Origin of the sequence: Mesorhizobium sp. B2-4-19 (assembly GCF_006441315.1) — a bacterium.
In the GTDB taxonomy this organism is placed as follows: Bacteria; Pseudomonadota; Alphaproteobacteria; order Rhizobiales; family Rhizobiaceae; genus Mesorhizobium.
This window is the reverse complement of sequence record NZ_VFUV01000008.1, coordinates 94,446-112,528: the sequence shown is the minus strand read 5'-3', so window position 1 is coordinate 112,528 and position 18,083 is coordinate 94,446. Positions and strand designations below refer to the sequence as shown.

At 60.3% G+C, this 18,083-nt stretch carries 23 protein-coding genes, 1 tRNA gene and 1 pseudogene; 14 read left to right on the top strand and 11 right to left on the bottom strand.

The features are described 5' to 3' along the window. Positions 1–4: 4 nt before the first annotated feature. From FJ546_RS15915 to FJ546_RS15905, 3 genes are all read right to left on the bottom strand, one after another. Positions 5–994, bottom strand: a complete 990-nt coding sequence (locus FJ546_RS15915) for a BMP family ABC transporter substrate-binding protein (RefSeq protein ID WP_140890208.1) — start codon at positions 992–994, stop codon at positions 5–7. Positions 995–1,213: 219 nt separating this feature from the next. After that, a complete protein-coding gene (locus FJ546_RS15910) occupies positions 1,214–1,537 on the bottom strand; it encodes a hypothetical protein (protein WP_140890207.1) in 324 nt (107 codons plus the stop codon). Between the two features lie 133 nt (positions 1,538–1,670). Continuing rightward, complete coding sequence (locus FJ546_RS15905; protein ID WP_246686862.1) at positions 1,671–2,387, bottom strand: hypothetical protein; 717 nt, start codon at positions 2,385–2,387, stop codon at positions 1,671–1,673. A 367-nt stretch (positions 2,388–2,754) separates the two neighbouring features. Here FJ546_RS15905 and FJ546_RS15900 point away from each other — a divergent pair. Further along, positions 2,755–2,844: transfer RNA gene (locus FJ546_RS15900), tRNA-Ser, on the top strand. Positions 2,845–3,012: 168 nt separating this feature from the next. Then, the gene (locus tag FJ546_RS15895) at positions 3,013–3,390 is read left to right on the top strand and encodes a hypothetical protein (protein ID WP_140890205.1); all 378 of its coding nucleotides are present in this window, start codon (positions 3,013–3,015) and stop codon (positions 3,388–3,390) included. 40 nt (positions 3,391–3,430) lie between these two features. Here the strand turns inward: FJ546_RS15895 and FJ546_RS31260 are convergent, their stop codons facing one another. Then, entirely contained in the window at positions 3,431–3,595 is a 165-nt protein-coding gene (locus FJ546_RS31260) for a hypothetical protein (RefSeq protein ID WP_181167955.1), read from the bottom strand. After that, positions 3,592–3,768 carry a hypothetical protein gene (locus FJ546_RS31255; RefSeq protein ID WP_181167954.1) on the bottom strand — a complete coding sequence of 59 codons (177 nt, stop codon included), beginning with the start codon at positions 3,766–3,768 and terminating at the stop codon, positions 3,592–3,594. The genes FJ546_RS31260 and FJ546_RS31255 overlap by 4 nt, the downstream gene beginning before the upstream one ends. A 14-nt stretch (positions 3,769–3,782) precedes the next feature. On the opposite strand from FJ546_RS31255, the gene FJ546_RS15885 reads away from it, so the two are divergent. Beyond that, on the top strand, positions 3,783–4,193 hold the full coding sequence (locus FJ546_RS15885) for a hypothetical protein (protein ID WP_140890204.1): 411 nt from the start codon (positions 3,783–3,785) through the stop codon (positions 4,191–4,193). A gap of 3 nt (positions 4,194–4,196) precedes the next feature. Here the strand turns inward: FJ546_RS15885 and FJ546_RS15880 are convergent, their stop codons facing one another. After that, positions 4,197–4,901 (bottom strand): SOS response-associated peptidase, encoded by a 705-nt coding sequence (locus FJ546_RS15880; RefSeq protein WP_140890203.1) that lies wholly within the window; start codon positions 4,899–4,901, stop codon positions 4,197–4,199. 155 nt (positions 4,902–5,056) lie between these two features. On the opposite strand from FJ546_RS15880, the gene FJ546_RS31250 reads away from it, so the two are divergent. Together FJ546_RS31250 and FJ546_RS15875 are read left to right on the top strand one after the other, a co-directional pair. Then, positions 5,057–5,245, top strand: coding sequence for a hypothetical protein (locus FJ546_RS31250; RefSeq protein ID WP_181167953.1), 189 nt, complete (start codon positions 5,057–5,059; stop codon positions 5,243–5,245). After that, positions 5,242–6,303 carry a tyrosine-type recombinase/integrase gene (locus FJ546_RS15875; RefSeq protein ID WP_140890202.1) on the top strand — a complete coding sequence of 354 codons (1,062 nt, stop codon included), beginning with the start codon at positions 5,242–5,244 and terminating at the stop codon, positions 6,301–6,303. The genes FJ546_RS31250 and FJ546_RS15875 overlap by 4 nt, the downstream gene beginning before the upstream one ends. 69 nt (positions 6,304–6,372) lie before the next feature. Here FJ546_RS15875 and FJ546_RS15870 read toward each other — a convergent pair whose 3' ends face one another. The 3 genes from FJ546_RS15870 to FJ546_RS15860 all read right to left on the bottom strand — a co-directional run bounded on the left by FJ546_RS15870 (position 6,373) and on the right by FJ546_RS15860 (position 8,683). After that, on the bottom strand, positions 6,373–6,789 hold the full coding sequence (locus FJ546_RS15870; protein ID WP_140890201.1) for a hypothetical protein: 417 nt from the start codon (positions 6,787–6,789) through the stop codon (positions 6,373–6,375). A gap of 194 nt (positions 6,790–6,983) precedes the next feature. Beyond that, on the bottom strand, positions 6,984–7,307 hold the full coding sequence (locus FJ546_RS15865) for an AlpA family phage regulatory protein (protein ID WP_140890200.1): 324 nt from the start codon (positions 7,305–7,307) through the stop codon (positions 6,984–6,986). 83 nt (positions 7,308–7,390) lie between these two features. Further along, positions 7,391–8,683, bottom strand: coding sequence for a site-specific integrase (locus tag FJ546_RS15860; RefSeq protein ID WP_246686861.1), 1,293 nt, complete (start codon positions 8,681–8,683; stop codon positions 7,391–7,393). 369 nt (positions 8,684–9,052) lie between these two features. Between FJ546_RS15860 and FJ546_RS15855 the strand changes: the two genes are divergently transcribed. The 3 genes from FJ546_RS15855 (at position 9,053) to FJ546_RS15850 (ending at position 10,249) form a co-directional block, all read left to right on the top strand. Next, complete coding sequence (locus FJ546_RS15855; RefSeq protein ID WP_246686860.1) at positions 9,053–9,535, top strand: acyltransferase family protein; 483 nt, start codon at positions 9,053–9,055, stop codon at positions 9,533–9,535. Further along, positions 9,499–9,750 carry a hypothetical protein gene (locus FJ546_RS31615; RefSeq protein ID WP_246686859.1) on the top strand — a complete coding sequence of 84 codons (252 nt, stop codon included), beginning with the start codon at positions 9,499–9,501 and terminating at the stop codon, positions 9,748–9,750. The genes FJ546_RS15855 and FJ546_RS31615 overlap by 37 nt, the downstream gene beginning before the upstream one ends. A gap of 196 nt (positions 9,751–9,946) precedes the next feature. Next, entirely contained in the window at positions 9,947–10,249 is a 303-nt protein-coding gene (locus FJ546_RS15850; RefSeq protein ID WP_140890199.1) for a DUF982 domain-containing protein, read from the top strand. Positions 10,250–10,747: 498 nt separating this feature from the next. Here FJ546_RS15850 and FJ546_RS15840 read toward each other — a convergent pair whose 3' ends face one another. Beyond that, entirely contained in the window at positions 10,748–10,978 is a 231-nt protein-coding gene (locus tag FJ546_RS15840; RefSeq protein ID WP_246686858.1) for a hypothetical protein, read from the bottom strand. Between the two features lie 220 nt (positions 10,979–11,198). Here FJ546_RS15840 and FJ546_RS31610 point away from each other — a divergent pair. After that, positions 11,199–11,489 (top strand): annotated as a pseudogene (locus FJ546_RS31610) (Crp/Fnr family transcriptional regulator); the annotation flags it as partial. 72 nt (positions 11,490–11,561) lie between these two features. Here the strand turns inward: FJ546_RS31610 and FJ546_RS15830 are convergent. Further along, complete coding sequence (locus tag FJ546_RS15830; protein WP_140890197.1) at positions 11,562–12,215, bottom strand: hydrolase; 654 nt, start codon at positions 12,213–12,215, stop codon at positions 11,562–11,564. A gap of 153 nt (positions 12,216–12,368) precedes the next feature. Here FJ546_RS15830 and FJ546_RS15825 point away from each other — a divergent pair, with 153 nt between their 5' ends. The 5 genes from FJ546_RS15825 to kdpB all read left to right on the top strand — a co-directional run bounded on the left by FJ546_RS15825 (position 12,369) and on the right by kdpB (position 18,073). Beyond that, positions 12,369–13,262 (top strand): LysR family transcriptional regulator, encoded by an 894-nt coding sequence (locus tag FJ546_RS15825; protein WP_140890196.1) that lies wholly within the window; start codon positions 12,369–12,371, stop codon positions 13,260–13,262. A 690-nt stretch (positions 13,263–13,952) separates the two neighbouring features. After that, complete coding sequence (kdpF, locus tag FJ546_RS15820; RefSeq protein WP_019861144.1) at positions 13,953–14,042, top strand: K(+)-transporting ATPase subunit F; 90 nt, start codon at positions 13,953–13,955, stop codon at positions 14,040–14,042. 20 nt (positions 14,043–14,062) lie between these two features. After that, positions 14,063–15,766 (top strand): potassium-transporting ATPase subunit KdpA, encoded by a 1,704-nt coding sequence (gene kdpA / locus FJ546_RS15815; RefSeq protein WP_140890195.1) that lies wholly within the window; start codon positions 14,063–14,065, stop codon positions 15,764–15,766. A 7-nt stretch (positions 15,767–15,773) separates the two neighbouring features. Further along, positions 15,774–15,983: a hypothetical protein gene (locus FJ546_RS15810; RefSeq protein ID WP_246686857.1), complete on the top strand. Its 210-nt coding sequence runs from the start codon at positions 15,774–15,776 to the stop codon at positions 15,981–15,983. Continuing rightward, positions 15,980–18,073 carry a potassium-transporting ATPase subunit KdpB gene (kdpB, locus tag FJ546_RS15805; protein WP_140890193.1) on the top strand — a complete coding sequence of 698 codons (2,094 nt, stop codon included), beginning with the start codon at positions 15,980–15,982 and terminating at the stop codon, positions 18,071–18,073. The genes FJ546_RS15810 and kdpB overlap by 4 nt, the downstream gene beginning before the upstream one ends. Positions 18,074–18,083: the final 10 nt, after the last annotated feature.

Genomic DNA, 18,083 nt, shown 5'->3' with positions numbered 1-18,083 from the left:
CCGATCAATAGGGGCAGGCGTTGTCGGCCGTGTAGTCGTGCACCTTGATCTTGCCGGCGATGATGTCGGCCTTGGCCTTTTCCACGGCAGCCTTCATCTCGGCGGTCACCAGCGCCTTGTTGTTGTCGTCCATGGCGTAGTCGACGCCGCCTTCCTTCAGGCCGAGATTCTCGACGCCACCCTTGAAGGTGCCGTTCTTGCCATCCATGAAGGCGGTGTAGACGGCAACGTCGACGCGCTTCATCATCGAGGTCAGCACCTTGCCGGGCTGCAGGCCATTCTGGTTGGAATCGACGCCGATGCCGAGCTTGCCGGCATCCGCCGCCGCCTGCAGCACGCCGACGCCGGTGCCGCCGGCCGCGGCGTAGACCACGTCGGAGCCCTGGTCGATCTGCGTCTTGGCGATTTCGCCGCCCTTGGCCGGATCGTTCCAGGCAGCCGGGGTGTCACCGGTCATGTTCTGGATGACGTCGGTCGCGCCGGCCGACTTGGCGCCGCCGACATAGCCGCATTCGAACTTGCGGATGAGCGGGATGTCCATGCCGCCGATGAAGGAGACCTTCTTCGACTTCGATGCCATCGCGGCCATGATGCCGACGAGGTAGGAGCCCTCATTCTCCTTGAACACCAGCGAGCGGACATTGGGCAGGTCGACGGCATCGTCGATGATGGCGAAGTTGAGATCGGGATATTCGGCCGCGACCTTCTTCAGCGCATCCTCCCAGGCGAAGCCGGCCATGACGATCGGGTTGTGGCCGTCCTCGGCGAAGCGGCGCAGCGCCTGCTCGCGCTGCGAGGCGTTGGACACTTCGAACTCGACATAGGGCGTGCCGGTCTCGGTCTTGAACTTCTCGGCGCCATGGAAGGCAGCCTCGTTGAAGGATTTGTCGAACTTGCCGCCCAGATCATAGAGGATGGCCGGCTGGACATCCGCGGCGAAAGCCGGAAGAACCATTGCGGTTGCGGCCAGGAGGCCGAGAACGATACGTTTCATGTGATCCACACCCTGTCGGTTATTTTTTTCCGTTACGCCCCGCCTGCCTGCCCGGTTCTGCGGCCGGCATGCGACGTCAGCCAGGAGTGTATTCCCCTCCCGCCCGGCGGCAATCTGGCACGGCCCGAAACAAAATTCACGCGGAATTTTGACCTTTTGGAAAAGCGTGCCAGGGGCAGGCCGCGCCGCAGCTCGATCTTGCCTGGCGACCTTTGCCGATCAGTTGGCGGCGAATTGGCCTGTGCGCCGCTGGCGCCTGTAGCCGATGGCGTAGAGCAGGAAGGCCAGCACCGCGAACACGGCAAATCCCGGCCGGTCGAGCACCCAGGCGATGGCGCCATCCCACAAAAGCGGACTGGCCTTGGCGCGGACGAAGGTCTCGAAGGCCGCCCGCGTCTGCGGCGACACCGCCAGCCAGCTGGCATTGAGCGGCGTTAGCACAAGCGCCGAAGCCGCCACCGTGCGCGTCGTGTCGAGCACCGCCATGATGACGGAGACCGACAGCGCGACCATCGCGGCAAGGCGGAAAATGAAGCGAAACATCCAGGTTCTCCCCCGGCCGATCCTGGATGCTTTCCCAAGGGATCTCCGGCACGTGTCTCGAAACGAGAAATAGAATTTGTCTGGCCCGCCCGCAACCGCGATACGCGAATTTGAAGGCCCGCGCTTTTCTGTCCTATGCCACAGGCTTGCGCATGCGCCGATGGACGAGCCAGACGGCGAGAATGCCGCCGCCAATGGCGCCGACCACCAGCCCGGCCAGGCCGATGAAGGCGGCGAAATAGCCGCAGCCGCCCTCGAAGCAGCTCACCTCGGCGACATCGGCGATCACCGAGCCGGCGAAGAAGCCGACCAGGGCACCGACGACGGCGCCCAGAATGATGCCGAGCAAGGCGGCGATGATGGAAACGAAGACCGGCGGCGCTTCGGTTTGCGGCCTGGCGTAGACGGTCCCGGCGCCGGAGCCGGGGCGCAACAGGTAGATGCAAAGCAGGCCGATGCTGATCTCGATGGCGGTGATGCCGAGGCTCCTGGCGGAGAAGGCGAATTCCGGCACTGTCAGCACATAGGCCTGTCTCGCCAGCACCCAGACGATGGTGGCGATCTGCCAGATGGTGAAATGGCGGGGGAAACGCCCTGAACGGCCAAAGGCGAGGCCGAGCAGGTAAAGCCCCCACAGGATGGTGATGACATTGGCGACGAGCCCGCCAACGAGGAAATAGAAGATCTTGTCGGGCAGGCCGGAATTGCCGACCAGCCACCATGCCGACGCCAGGCCATAGACCGACCACGCCATGACGAAGATGAGCCAGCCCGCAGGGACGTAAAAAAGGTCGCCGCCCGGGCGGCCGGCCGGCGCCTGCCCACTCGGTTGTTCGCTGCTCGATGTCATGTCCGGACAATGCCCCCGCAAAGCCTCCGCCTCACTCGACAGATGGCCGGCCGCGAAGTCAAGCGCGGCGGGTCTTACGGCCTTGCCTGTGCACATCATTCGGCGCCGGCGCCCCGGAAACCGGTGCGAGGGCGGCCTCGCGAACCGCCATGTGGCCGGCAAAGCGAATAGAGTGCCGTTATGGCTTGGCATTCGGCGCGGGATCGACTAGATGAGCCCCGCGCCTGTTGCTTCGACGGCTCAGGTGCCGGGGAAGGATGTCCGCTGGTTGGGCGGCGTCCATGGCGCGGGCGTTCCGCACCGCGGCCCCAAGGAGATGCATCTCCCCAACCCGCGCGGCGAAACCGGCCGGCGCGAAGGCACGGACGGAGAGGTGGCCGAGTGGTTGAAGGCGCACGCCTGGAAAGTGTGTTTACGGGAGACCGTAACGCGGGTTCGAATCCCGCTCTCTCCGCCAAGTCAACCCCTGAAACGCACAGAAAACATGGGGTTTGGCGATTTTCGGTTAGTGATCAACTAACCAATCTACTAACCATCGGTGATCTTTCCACAGCGCTGATCGTCCATTCTACGAATTGCTGAAATGTCGTATGCTTGGGGCTCACTCCAAAAATGAGTCGCACCGATGGTTGCACAGAAAATTCAAGCCGTGCTCGATAAGGAAAGGCCGTGGTTTGATTTGGCCCGAATGGCGCTTACGACGGTGGCGTTTTCGGTTGGTACCGCTGTTGGTGTTCGATACGTCATTCAGCGCCACGGATCGACGTACCTAGAGCTTTCGCTTTATATTTTTTACCTAATTGGGCCGGTGGTATTTTCAATTTTTCTGCTTATAAAGATGCTCTACGTGTTGGAACGCATAGTGCAGGAAACATTCCCGAGCGTTAACACGAATGAGCGTCCAATGTATTCGCGAATTGTGTGGGCAATATTGATGTCTATCGTGACGTGGTCTGGAACCGGTCTGATATACTTTATCGCCGGGGCCATGCCCCGTCCGTGATTTGCGCACTGCCTTCGGTCGCGCTCTCTTCGTCTAGTATCTACGGCACAGGCAGATAGGCATTCGTTTCCAGCCATTCGCGGAGAATCCGCGCGACCAAATCGCCTTTGGGAATTGCCAGTTCGCTTGCGATAGTCGTCAACGCGATATCCGCAATGGCGTCCGATGCGCTTTCCAGTTCCCTCGCAAATGCGATGCGTGTCATTGGCGTTGCCGTGCCCCTGACAGCGCATCAAGCCGCTGTTGAAGACGGCCATTGAGCACGATCATTTCCTTGAGCGCCTTCACCGGGTCGCCTTTGTGAAGGGCAATGAATTTATCGGCCGTGGCTTGAAGTGCAGCTTCTTGGCGGCTGTCGAGCCTGACAATGTGGTCCATTTCATTGACTCCTGATGGTCCATGCCGTTAGTGAACAAAAACGGAACAAAATTGTCAAGGTCGAATTGACTTGGCAAAGAATGGCTTCCAATTCGTATGTCATGCCCGAGCAACCGCCCAAGCGCCGCACAACCATCTGGTTCCTTAGCTCTGCCGTGCAGAACGGTCAGTTGGTGTGGGTTGATTGCGGGTACTGCCATGATCGGTACGGCCGGCGCTATTACGATCCCGGCGACCTCATAAAGCTGTTTGGCGATACCGATGTGAACCGACTCTGCCGCGCGATGAAATGCGAGCGATGCGGTCGGAAAGACAACATTGAATGCGATGTCATCGTTCCTGTCGCGGCCGAGCGCGAGCGGATGAAGGTGCGCCGGCTGGTCAAGATACAGGTTCGGAAAAGCCCCGTTTGGCGGGACGAATGACGGTCAGAACAGCGATCCTTGGACCGGTGCTTGCTGCGGAAACTTGATCTGTGTGGCCGGCTTCTCGACAATCACCAAGGCGTCGTCGGGCGCTGTCCGCTGCATGTGTCGCGCCTCGGACCATGGCGCGGTTAGCCACGCATTGACATCCTCCGGAGTGGTCAGGATCACCGGCATTGCCTTTTCATGGATCGGGGCAATGACGGCGTTAGGCTTGGTCGTCATGAAGCCGTAAAGCTCGAAATCGCCCGGCCCGTCTTTGACCCGGCGAACACCGTGCCACGGCGTCCACATGCCGGCAAAGAAGAACAAGGGCCGGTCCTTGCTCCGGGCAAACCAAAAGTTGCGCTGAATGCCTGTCTCTGGGTCTTTGTCGTTGGGAGTTGGGCTAGGTTCTGCGAAGCTGGTCACGGGCACGACGCAGCGATTTTCCACGCCAACGTATTGCTGCCAGTGCGAATATTGCGGGTTGCGAATGTTGGTCGTGCCATAGTCGGCCTTGCCCTTCACTCGCTCTATCGGCGTTGGCATTCCCCAAAGCAGTTTCGCTAGCTCGCGCTGACCATCTCGCGCATTGCGCACAACCGGTCCCGGCATGTTGGGGTAAACGTCAAGGGACGGTTCAAGATTGCCCGTGATGTCCCGCAATGCGCGGGTCCATTCGCGGATGGCATCTTGGCTGGTGGTGATGTTGTAAAGATTGCACATACGGTACGCTCAATGTGAACGTCAGCGGGGTTCTCGGGCGGAGAGAGCTTGAAGACGCCGTAAAGCAGGGCGTTGAGGCTGGAATTGACCAGTACGACACGTACGCGCTGCCGGCTCGTGTCAACCAAATCGCCGCCGATCCAAGGGGACGCTAAATGTCACGGAAACTTTTGCTCACCCAAAAGCAGATTACCGCGATCTGCAAAGGCGCGTCCAAGGCGGGTTACGTGCCAGTCATCGAAACGCCGGGCGGTATAAACATTCGCCTTGTGCCAGCATCGGGCGCAACTGACCGGCACCCCGACGACCGGTCGTCCGTCGACAACGTAAAGGTGTCGTTTTGATTGCCGCCCGCAGACGGTACGAAATTCATGAGCGCAATCGCCATGGAAAACATGTCTGGTATTTCCGACGACCGGGACAAATCCGCGTCCGACTGCCGGGCGAATATAATTCGCGCGAATATATCAAGGCTTACAACGACGCCTTTGCCGGGAAGCTTGTCGTTCAACCCGTTGGCCGTCCTGCGGCTTATACCCTTGCGTGGCTTATCCACCAATACCGGCAAAGCGCCCATTTCAAAGGATTACGACCATCAACCCGCCGCGTTCGCGACAGCATCTTTGCGCGTTTGGTTGAGAAATCCGGGACGCAACCTTTCAAGGCCATCAAACGCCAGCACCTTCAAGCCGCGATGGATGCCAAAGCCGATACACCGTTCGCCGCAAACAACGCATTGAAGGCGATCCGCAAGCTATTTGAATGGTCAGTTAGTGCCGGCCATATCGACCACAATCCTTGTAACGGCGTGAAGCCAATCAAGGCGAAGACGGACGGTTTCCATAGCTGGACGGTCGATCAGGTTGAGCAATACCGCGTGTTCCATCCGGTAGGCACTCGCGCCCGGCTCGCGCTCGATATCATGCTGTTCTGCGGGCTACGGAGAGGGGACGTTGTTCGCGTAGGGCCGCAGCACGTCCGCGACAGTTTGATTACGCTGCGCACCCAAAAGACCAACACCATGGTCTATCTGACCATTTGGCCGGAATTGCAGCGGTCCATTGACGCAACAACGACCGGCGATTTGTCGTTTATGGTTACGTCCTGCGGCAAGCCGTTCACTTCGCCGGAAAGCTTCGGCAACTGGTTTGCGCTGCAATGCGAGAACGCCGGGCTACCTAACGAGTGTCGAGCGCACGGACTTCGTAAAGCCGGCGCAACCATTGCCGCCGAGAATGGCGCGACCGCCCATGAACTATGCGCAATGTACGCTTGGACGAAACTGGCGACGGCAGAGATATATACCAAGGAAGCCGACCGCAAACGGCTATCGCGAGCAGCAAGCGAACGGATTTCCCAATATGGTTGGTCGGAAAGGTTAGTCGATCTGGAAAGAGCCTAAAATTCAACGATCGTGGCGGAGGATGCCTCCGCCTCTAGCGCACCGCGTTTTCCTCATGCACACTCGACGCTAGGGTTGAACGCTCCAATACACATGGAATCGTCCCGGCGATGACTGCACGGCGAATGATGGTGCTGGATTGAATTGCGCTGCCCGTTCGTAATTTTGCGCGGCGCTAAGGTTGTCGAGGTCGATGACGTGAGCGCGGATCGATTGGACGTTGGCGAGTGTCAGCCCGTTGCCATCCATTTCGTTGCAGTTGATGAAAGCGCCGAAGCCTTGCGTTTGATAATTTAGGATGGTCGTCCAAAGTTGTTGTAGCGTTCCACGCGTCGGGATCGCCGGTCTGCTCTTATCGGTGTCGTGGATAAAACGAATATCACAAACAACGTTGCTGCCGTCTTGTTGCCCGGTCAACGCTGCGATATGTGACGACGATAGAGCAAAGTCTTGCGCAACCGTGTTATTCGGTGCTAAGGCGTTCATGTAACTTCACTTTCCGTAATCGTTTTTAAACACTGATTTTGCCCGGTACGGCTCGCAACGCCTTGCCGGGCTTATCTTTAAGTTCGGCGGAACATCCGTCCGTTGAACTCGTTTCAAATAACTTATTGAAAACAATACGCTTTTTCTGGCAATAACGGCAGCAAAATTGCCGTCTAACCGCTGTCGCAAACCGATCATGCCGCTTTTTGGCGCCGCCGAGCGAGATATGCATGTACGTCGCTAAGGAGATAGCCGACCTTGCGGGCCGAAACGTGCAGCTTGCGCGGAAAAGTCGGATCGATCCTTTCGAGCCGCTGGCGGGAGGTATCGCTGATTTTGAGCATGGCGCAAAGCTGGTCGCGCGTGAGTACCGTCATAGCATCCATGTGGGGAAGCTTTCCAAATCTTTTGGGTTGATTTGCAGCCATCCAGCCGCTTTGCGCCACGTCTTCACCGTGGCATGCGGCATCCACCGCTCGCGCGCGCCCAAAAATCGAGGCGGCAATATAAGACGACATAGCTAAGCATGACTATGCATGAGTAGTCAAAGAGACAGCCCGCTTAGCCGGGCCGTCCTGATAGTTATCCACAGATCACCGGTCTACGCGATCAATCGTTGCCATTCTTGCTTATAGTTGTCGTTGGAAATCAAAAGATAATCTGACCATTGTTGCATGAGTTGCTTGCGACGTTCGAAGGCATCGCCACGACGATATGCGGCAACCGTTTTGTCTTTGATTGTGTGAGCGAGCGCCATTTCAGCGATCGTGTCAGGATGCAGCGTTGTTTCGCTGCACCAGTCGCGGAATGCGCTTCGGAAGCCGTGAACGGTCAGTCCCTCCCTCATGCCACGCAGCATCTCCAGCATAGCCATATTAGACAACGGTTGATTGCGCTTTTGGCCCGGAAAGACATACGGATTGCCGGCGATACGGTGCAGACCCTTCAACAGCGTGATTGCAGCGCTCGACAAAGGAACGCGGTGTTCGATACCGGCTTTCATGCGTTCGGCTGGAATCTTCCAAGTCGCGGCTTCAAGGTCGAATTCATCCCACGTTGCTAGCAAAGTCTCGCCGGTGCGAGTTGCGCAAAGGATCGTCAACATGAGCGCCTTTGCTGAGTAGTCGGTCTTTGTCTGCAATTCCTGCACAAATCCCGGGGCATCTGCAAAAGCCATCGCTGCATGATGGCCTTTGGATTGCTTGCCCTTCCCAAGCCAATGCTCTAGCCCGTCTTCCCACTTTGCCGGGTTGTGGTGATCTTTCCACATGGCTTTGATCCCGGGGTTTGCACTTCCCATTGCCTTGGATTTCGCTGCGGCGATGACGGTTTCAATCCGCATTCGAACACGGCTCGCCGTCTCGGGCACGGCGTCCCAAAGTGGCAGTCGCTTGCCGCGCCGAATGTGGTGTTGCTGCAAGACCGACAATACGTGATCAACGCCGATTTCGTGAGGCAACAACCGTCCGATCTTTGGGTAGACGTAGGTTTCCAGAGTGCTCGACCATTGGGCCGCGTGTTTGTCGTTACGCCAGTTGCCGCTATGCGTTGCGATGTAGTCGCGGGCCACGTCTTCAAACGTATCGTCGCCGGTCGTCTTTGACTGTTTGGGCTTTGTCGCTATGAGCGGATCAGTGCCGGCCTTCACTTGGTCGCGGTGTTCAATAGCGACCATTTCCAGTTCTTTGAATTGCCGGTCGCTGATCGGATCGTTGTGCGGTCCAAGTGTCATGACGCGGCGCTTGTTGCCGAACGTATAGCGGAAAACCCAAGTGGGTTTGCCATTGCTGGACAACGCGAAACACAAGCCGTTGCCATGCGACCACAGATTAGCTTGGCCGGCATTGATCCGATTGCGAAGCTCGCGATTGAGAGTGTCGATTTTCGATGCCATTGCGGAGGTTCCTTGGTGTTAGTACGGTCGTCCCGACTAACCTTTTTGAAGCCTTCCGCAGATTTGTTAGCTAGTCATGCCTAACTAAAATCTCGGGAAATCAACAGGTTGGCTACTTCTGACTAGTCAAGACTAGTCGCATCTTCGGACGCTCTCTCCGCCAGCGTTCCCAATCGCTGATTGATCTCGGTGTCAGCCACAAGCAGTCCAAGGGCTTAGGGTACCCGGGCCTCAGGGGAACGATGCGCTCCGGCAAGCCAATGATCGTTCGGTTGGCGGATGGTGGCGAGCGCTTGTGCCGGCTCCGGGCGAGGTTGCATAGTCCAACAAGGCGACTCAGCGTGCTGTGCGCATCGGCTCGGAGCAATCGTGATTGGACTTTATGACATCTGGCCCGCTTTCGTGGTCGTCGCGCTGCTTTGGCCGCTTACGGGCATGCCGCTGTTTCAGCGGGTGGGTTTCGAATCGAACTCCTCCAGGGTGCGGGCAATAGACGGAATGCGAGGCTATCTGGCGCTTGCCATCGTGCTTCACCACGCCGTCAAATACCATGAAATGCTGGCGACCGGCGCATGGAAGCATCCGCCTTCGGCTTTCTATGGCCCACTGGGACAGGTGGGCGTATCCTTGTTCTTCATCATCTCCGCCTATTTGTTCTGGGGGAAACTGCTGTCGGCAAAGTCCTCCGTGGATTTTCCGACCCTGTTCCTCAAGCGGGCTTTCAGGATCGGGCCGCTCTATGTTCTGGCCGTCGGCACGGCGATGGCTTTGGAGGTCGCTCGACATTCTCCATCGCGCCTCTGCGGGCCTTCGCCATGGACAACGCCGCCCAATATTGGCTCGTTATATTGATTGCGATGGTGCTTCTGGTCCTCATGGCGCTGGTCGCGCACCTTGTGGTCGAAAAGCCGGGCGTCTCGCTGGGAAACCGTCTTGCGACAGTTCTTCGCCTGTCGACGCAGCGCGAGGTGCGTGAGACGACAGCCGCTGAAGCAGCGCAGTCCTGGCGCATCGCGGACGTTTCACAAGACAGTCTGCAGGCCGCGCACAACGCTCAGGAGCGATGATTTCCGGGCCATTCGAACGCTGATTGGCCAGGGCTGACGGGAACGATGCGGGCATCGCGATCAGAGCACGACCGCCGCATTTCATATGAAAGCTCCCGGCCCGGAACCTCTTGGCCCGCAGAGCGTTTCACGGCGTCCCGTCCGTGGACCAGCCCGGATATTTCTCCTGGCGCTGCTATAATCAGGAGCCTGCTTCATGCACGACAAGCTGTTTCATTCACAGGTCGCACTGACCGTCGGCCTCGGCTTCAAGCGCGAGATTGCCTCGCTGGCCGAAATGCACGATTTCCTGACCGATTGGACGACCTCGCGCCGTGGTCTGCTCTATCGCAATGCCGTGGAGGCGTGCGGTCTTGCGCTGGAAGGCTGTATCACCAGGGACGAGGCGCGCCATGCGCTCGTCGAGTTCGCACAAGCAACCGGCATCCTCTGGCCCGAAGTCGAGCCGGTCATCGTGGCGCGTGCCGTCGCGCGCGGCCATGGCGGCTACGCCGCCTGAGTTTGAGGCCACCTCCCGTCGTGGCGGCTAACGCGGCCACCACCGAAAGCCCGGCTTAGTCTTCCCGAGCCGGGCTTCGCTTTGCAAGACGATCACAGGGATCGCCGTCATCTACCGATGATGTCTATCCAGCAGTCGTAGGCGGTCAACCTTTCGAAGGCGCGCGCCGTCGCGTCGGCTTGGGCCTCGTCGGATCTGGCTCTTGCGATGATTGCGCTGCGAGGCGCAGCTCTTTCAATCTGGCTGTCTTTGCTTCGCGGGCCGCCCGCTCGGCGTCGAGTACGATCTGCGATTCACGCTTGGCGCGCTCATCGCGCTGGGTGTCGACTTTTGCACGGACCATGTACTGCTAACTCCATTACGAACCGGCGTTGGTTTGGAACAAATCGGCGCCTCCATCATCTTCCGGCCCCGCATGGTGCAGCGTTGCGGCTGGGGCGGCGATTACAAATGATGGTTGGAAAACTTTTGTCATCGATGTTCCGGGATAGCGACATGTCACTCACCAACCTGACGAGACGACAAGCGACGCCTTGAATATTTGGTGCGCCTCTTCGTCGCGTACCTTGACGGTGAGGTGTGGTCGTTTTCGATGATCTCGTCGCGGACGATGTCAGGCAGAATGCGGATCACTTCGCGCCGCAGGCGCTCGCGCGTCTCGAAGACCTGGCCGTCATCATCGACCGTCAGACCGTCGCCATTGTAGAGGTCAAGATAATATCGAGGCATGATGGGCTGACCCTCAGACTGATGAGATGGCGAGATATTCAACCGACAATTCGCGGACCAGCCAGTTGTTCCGTCAGAGCGGCATTTGCCGCGGAACAAGCAGGCGCTAACAAATGTTGATGCTTAGCAGCGGCCAACGGCGTATGTAGCCGAAGCCGCTTTTGCTTCCGACAGAACAAGATGGCGATCGGCCGCCGAAGCCCTTTCGCCGGAGATTGCGGTGCTTGAATCCCTCTATCTGAACCTGGGGCAGCATGACGCGCTGTCAGACGCCGAGAAGGCGCTGCTGGCCGGCGCCATGACGTTCGAGAGGCATTTCGCCACCGGCCAGGACATCGTCGCGTCGGGGTCGCGTCCGACTTATTCGACGCTGATCCTCGACGGGCTGGCGGCGCGCTACAAAGTGCTGGAGAATGGCGGCCGGCAGTTCACCTCATTGCAGGTGTCCGGCGATTTCGTCGATCCCCACGCTTTCCTGCTGAAGACCATGGATCACGGCATCGTCGCTCTGTGCGAGGAAGGGGACGACGGGGCTCGAGCGACGCTCGGGCGCCGGAGAGACCGCTCGTCGTCCCCGCTCGATTCACGCTGCGGCGCGCGGAACCGGTGTGTTGAGGAGCTGCTGCTCCCACAGGAAGGCGATGCCGCTGCCACCGAAGTGCTGGATCAGAATCTCGCTCAGCTCCTCGACATGCTCGGTGCGCGCCCAATCGCGCTGCCATTCGCCAGCGAGCGCCATCACGGTCATCACGTTCGCGCCGGCCGCGATCATTCGCTGGATGGCAACTTCGTGAGACTCCTTCGAAATCCCGCCCGACGCGTCGGTGATCACGGTCACGTCCCAGCCTTCGCCGGCGGCCTGGATCACGGGCATTGCGACGCAGACCTCGGTCCACAGGCCGGCAATGATCAGCTGCTTGCGGCCGGTCGCCTTGACGACGTTCACCACATTCTCGTCCTGCCAGGTGTTCACCCAGGTGCGATCGATGACTTCCTGGTCCGGAAATACGTCGGTGATCTGCTTAAAGAGAAGCCCACCGCGCGCCGCGATCACGCTGGTGAGAATGGTCGGAACATTGAAGGCTTTTGCTAGCTTCGCCAGCGCGGTCGTGTTGTTGACCACCATGTGCGGATCGTGGCTGTTCAGGTTTGCGAGCTGATAAGGCTGATGGTCGATCAGAACGAGGACCGAATCTTCGGGGCGAAGAAGCGAATCGAGGCCGTTACGAGGGGTCATCAAGACTTCCTTTCTCTGCCGCTACGGACGGCAATGGGTTCACGGGAGACATGCGCCAGCAGGCGACGTTGCCTGGACACAATTTGCTGTTCCTTTTGGTGACGCGGTAGTGCCATAATCAGACAAGCTGTGTCGCGGAATAAGGAACGCCGAATGGACATCGAAGATCTACAGACATTCGTCGCAGTGGCCGATGCAGGGGGCGTATCGGCCGCCGCGCGCCGGCTCGGCGTCTCCAAATCGATCGTCAGTCGGCGGCTCTTTCGGGTTGAAGCGGAACTTGGTATTCAACTTCTTGCACGAACGACCCGCGGCGCCGCGCTTACGGAAGCGGGGATCACGTTCAGAGAGCATGCGGCCAGAGCCAGCGCCGAGATCGATGCGGCCAGGGAAACGATCCTCCCCACCGGTGAGCTGCGCGGCCGTCTGAGGGTTGCCATGCCGCTCTCTTTCGGCCCGACCCACTTCGCCCCCGTGCTCGCGGAAATGGCGCAACACCACCCGCAGCTCCACATCCATACCTCCTACAGCGATCGCTTCGTCGATCTGATCGCCGAAGGTTTCGATTGCGCGATCCGGGTTGGTTACCTTCATGACTCCAACCTGATCGCGAAGCGCGTCGGACCGATCTATGGAAAGCTTGTCGCAAGCCCTGATTACATCAAAGCGCACGGTTCACCTGAGACGGTAGAGCAACTCGTCAACCATCAGGCCCTCATGCAAGGAACGGAAGCCTGGCAGTTCATGAATGGTGACAAGATCGTCACGGTTCAGCCGCAGGGCAGGTTCAAGGCCGACAACGCTACGGCGCTAGCCGCTGCCGCGGCGGCGGGACTCGGCATCGCCTGGCTCCCCGATTGCATCACACACGAATATGTGGCCTCCGGCGCCCTCGTTCCGGTAATGACACGCTATCCCCCACCTTCGGCAGGCGCGTATGTCATCCGACCGCCAGGTCAGCACCCCGCACGGAAAGTCCGGGTTCTCACTGAGATGCTGATCGAGTACTTCGCAAGAAATCCGGACATTTGGGGTCTCGACCGTTAAAACACGAACGAGCGATCTTCATTGAGGGCGAACCAAAAGTTCCGCTGAGTGCCGCCTGCCTCGGGGTCCTTGTCGTTCGGCATGGGGCTGGCTCCGCGAAGCACGTCGCCGGGACCAGGCAACGATGCTCGACACCAACCAATATACTGTCGCCAGTGGTCATACTGATGATTGCGGATGTTGGTGGTCCGGAGTCCGCGTTGCCCCGGACACGCTCCAGCGGGTCGCATTCCCCATCGCAAGCTCGCGCTCGCCGTCCGATGCATTGCGAACTACCGGGCCAAACTGGTTCGGGTAGATGTCGATGGCTCAAGGTTGCTCTTGCGACGTGGTGATGTTGTAGAGGTTGCACACCTAGAGTTTGCAGCACGACGGCCGTCCGCGTCAGAGCCTAAATCGTTGCCAAAACCTTTATAAAATTTCTATTTCTTTCCGCCCCGGGCCGTCTCGAACCTTTATGGCGGTCGGGTCCATATTCCGCATGGGAAAAACGTCGGACGCCGCCAATCGGAGTGCGGCGCGCCGCTTTCACGTAGTTGCAGGCCTGCTCCGGCAGCTGCCGAGTAGAAAAATCAAAGCAAGGAACAAGCACAATGGACATCATTGTTCTCGGGATAGGGGTTTTGTTTTTTGCCCTGTCCTTGGCCTACGTCAAAGCCTGCGACAGAATTTGAGCTGAAGGATCGAGCCATGCTTTTCGATTACATCCTCGGCGGCGGCGTGACCTTGTTCCTGCTCGCCTACCTCACATACGCCCTCGTTCGTCCAGAACGCTTCTGAAGGCACGGAAAGCCACAGCCATGACACTGAACGGTTGGATACAGATCCTTGCCTTCTGCGGGGTCATCGTCTTGCTGACGAAGCCGCTTGGCTTCTACATGCACCGCGTCTTCAACGGCGATCGCACGCCGCTTTCACCGATCTTCGGCCCGCTCGAGCGCGGGCTCTACCGCATTTGCGGCACCAGCGAACGTGAGGAACAGCACTGGACCGCCTATGCGGTGGCCTTGCTGCTGTTCAACCTTACCGGGTTCCTGGTGCTTTATGCCCTGCAGCGCCTGCAGGGCAGTCTGCCCTACAATCCCGCCGGCATGGGCGCGGTCGATCCGGCGTTCGCCTTCAACACCGCCGCCAGTTTCGTGACCAACACCAACTGGCAGAACTACGGTGGTGAAAGCACGATGTCCTATCTCCTGCAGATGGCCGGGCTGACGGTCCAGAATTTCGTTTCGGCGGCCACCGGCATTGCCATCGCCATCGCGCTGATCCGCGGCTTTGCCCGCGCCTCCGGCAAATCGATCGGCAATTTCTGGGTCGATATGACCCGCTGCACGCTCTACGTGCTCCTGCCGCTCTGCATCGTGCTCACCCTGGTCTATGTCTGGCTCGGCATACCGCAGACGCTTGGGCCGTACGTCGACGCCACCACGCTGGAAGGCGCCAAGCAGACCATCGCGCTTGGCCCGGTCGCCTCGCAGGTCGCCATCAAGATGCTCGGCACCAATGGCGGCGGCTTCTTCAATGCCAATGCCGCGCATCCGTTCGAAAATCCCGACGCCATCTCCAACCTGATCCAGATGGTGACGATCTTCGCGCTGGGTGCCGCGCTGACCAACGTCTTCGGCCGCATGGTCGCCAACCAGCGCCAGGGCTGGGCGATCCTGGCATCGATGGGCGCGCTGTTCATCGCCGGCGTCGCCGTCTGCTACTGGGCGGAGGCCGCGGGCAATCCGCTGATCCATGCGCTGGGCATCGACGGCGGCAATATGGAAGGCAAGGAGACCCGCTTCGGCATCGCTCTGTCGGCGCTGTTCGCCGTCATCACGACGGCCGCTTCCTGCGGTGCGGTCAACGCCATGCATGACAGCTTCACCGCGCTCGGCGGCATGATCCCGCTCATCAACATGCAGCTTGGCGAGGTCATCGTCGGCGGCGTCGGCGCCGGCTTCTACGGCATCCTGATGTTCATCGTCGTCGCCGTCTTCGTCGCCGGCCTGATGGTTGGCCGCACGCCCGAATATCTCGGCAAGAAGATCGAGGCCAAGGAGGTCAAGATGGCGATGCTGGCCATCCTGTGCCTGCCGCTCGCAATGCTGATCTTCACGGCGATCGCCGTTGTCCTGCCGAGCGCCGTGGCCTCGATTGCCAATGGCGGACCGCACGGCTTCTCCGAGGTGCTCTACGCCTACACCTCGGCGGCGGCGAACAACGGTTCGGCCTTTGGCGGTCTCAGCGGCAACACGCCCTGGTACAACATCACCATCGGCATCGGCATGTTGATGGGCCGCTTCCTGGTCATCATCCCGGCGCTCGCCATCGCCGGCTCGCTGGCGGCGAAGAAGACCGTGCCGGCTTCGGCAGGCACCTTCCCGACCGATGGGCCGCTGTTCGTCGGGCTGCTGATCGGCGTCATCGTCATCGTCGGCGGCCTCACCTTCTTCCCTGCGCTCGCCGTCGGGCCGATCATCGAGCACCTGGCGATGATCCATGGGCAAACCTTCTGAGGCGGCCATGCCCTTGTTCAGCAGCAAGCGTCGCAAGGCCAGGCCGCCAGCCGGCAGCGAGGGGGAGGCCAAGCCTCCTCCCTTCCCGACCGTGTCGACGTTCCTGGGCATCGCGGCCGTCATGATCGTGATCTGGCTGCTGGTCTACGGCCCACCCTTTTCGGCATCCAATCACCCGGTGCCGCCCAACAACAGCGAAGCCGGAGCTTCAAAATGAGCCAGTTAAAATCAACCGCTATCATGGATGCCCGCATCCTGTGGCCGGCCATTGGCGGTGCCTTCCGCAAACTCGACCCGCGCACACTGGCCCGCAACCCAGTGATGTTCGTCGTCGCCATCGTCTCGGCGCTGACGTCAGTGCTGTTCGTCAGGGATCTCATCACCGGCGGCGGCGACCTGCGCTTCACATTGCAGATCATCATCTGGCTGTGGTTCACGGTGCTGTTCGCCAATTTCGCCGAGGCCGTCGCCGAGGGGCGCGGCAAGGCGCAGGCGGATTCCCTGCGCAAGGCACGCACCGAGACCCAGGCCAAGCTCCTGACCGGCGAGGACAGGAGCAAGTTCAAGCTGGTGCCGGGCACCAGCCTGAAGGTCGGCGACATCGTCCTGGTCGAAGCCGGCGACATCATCCCGTCCGACGGCGAAGTGATCGAAGGCGTCGCCTCGGTCAACGAAGCGGCGATTACCGGGGAGTCGGCTCCTGTCATCCGCGAATCCGGCGGCGACCGCTCGGCGGTCACCGGCGGCACGCAGGTGCTGTCCGACTGGATCCGCGTACGCATCACCGCTGCCGCCGGCCACACTTTCCTCGACCGCATGATTTCCCTGGTCGAAGGCGCCGAACGCCAGAAGACGCCGAACGAGATCGCGCTCAACATCCTGCTCGTCGGCATGACGTTGATCTTCGTGCTGGCCACGGCGACCATCCCGAGCTTTGCGTCCTATTCCGGCGGCTACATCTCGGTGACCGTGCTCGTCGCCCTGTTCGTCACGCTCATACCGACCACCATCGGCGCGCTGCTGTCGGCCATCGGCATCGCCGGCATGGACCGCCTGGTGCGCTTCAACGTGCTGGCCATGTCGGGGCGTGCCGTCGAGGCCGCCGGCGACGTCGACACGCTGCTGCTCGACAAGACCGGTACCATCACGCTCGGCAACCGCCAGGCGACGGAATTCCGCCCGGTCAAGGGCGTCACCGAACAGGAACTGGCCGACGCGGCACAACTCGCCTCGCTTGCCGACGAAACGCCGGAGGGCCGTTCGATCGTCGTGCTGGCCAAGGAGAAATACGGCATCCGCGCCCGTGACATGGCGACGTTGCACGCCGCCTTCGTGCCTTTCACCGCGCAGACCCGCATGAGCGGCGTCGACATCGACGGCTCCTCGGTGCGCAAGGGGGCGGTCGATTCCGTGCTCGCCCATGTCAACCAGGCGACCGTGGCCAGCCACGCGACGCGGCCGAACAGCGACACGGTCCGGGATCTGCAGGCGATCGCCGACGAGGTCGCCAAGTCCGGCGGCACGCCGCTGGCGGTCGAGCGCGACGGGCGGCTGCTCGGCATCGTCCACCTCAAGGATATCGTCAAGGGCGGCATCCGCGAGCGTTTCGCCGAGCTGCGCAAGATGGGCATCCGCACGGTGATGATCACCGGCGACAATCCGATGACGGCGGCGGCCATCGCGGCGGAAGCCGGCGTCGACGACTTCCTGGCCCAGGCCACGCCCGAGGACAAGCTGAAGCTGATCCGCGACGAGCAGGCCAAGGGCAAGCTGGTCGCCATGTGCGGCGACGGCACCAACGATGCGCCGGCACTCGCGCAGGCCGATGTCGGCGTCGCCATGAACACGGGCACGGTCGCCGCGCGCGAAGCCGGCAACATGGTCGATCTCGACAGCGACCCGACCAAGCTCATCGAGATCGTCGAGATCGGCAAGGCACTGTTGATGACGCGCGGCTCGCTGACCACCTTCTCGATCGCCAACGACGTGGCCAAGTATTTCGCCATCATCCCGGCCATGTTCGCCGTCTTCTATGTCGCGCCGGGCCAGACCACCGGTCCGCTGCAGGCGCTCAACATCATGCATCTGGCGACGCCGCAGAGCGCCATCCTTTCGGCCATCATCTTCAACGCGCTGATCATCATCGCGCTGATCCCGCTGTCGCTGCGCGGCGTCAAATACCGGGCGATCGGCGCCGGCGCGCTGCTCAGCCGCAACCTTCTCGTCTACGGCCTGGGCGGCATCATCGTGCCGTTCGCCGGCATCAAGATAATCGACATGGCCGTCACGGCCCTTGGCCTTGCATAAGGATCATTCC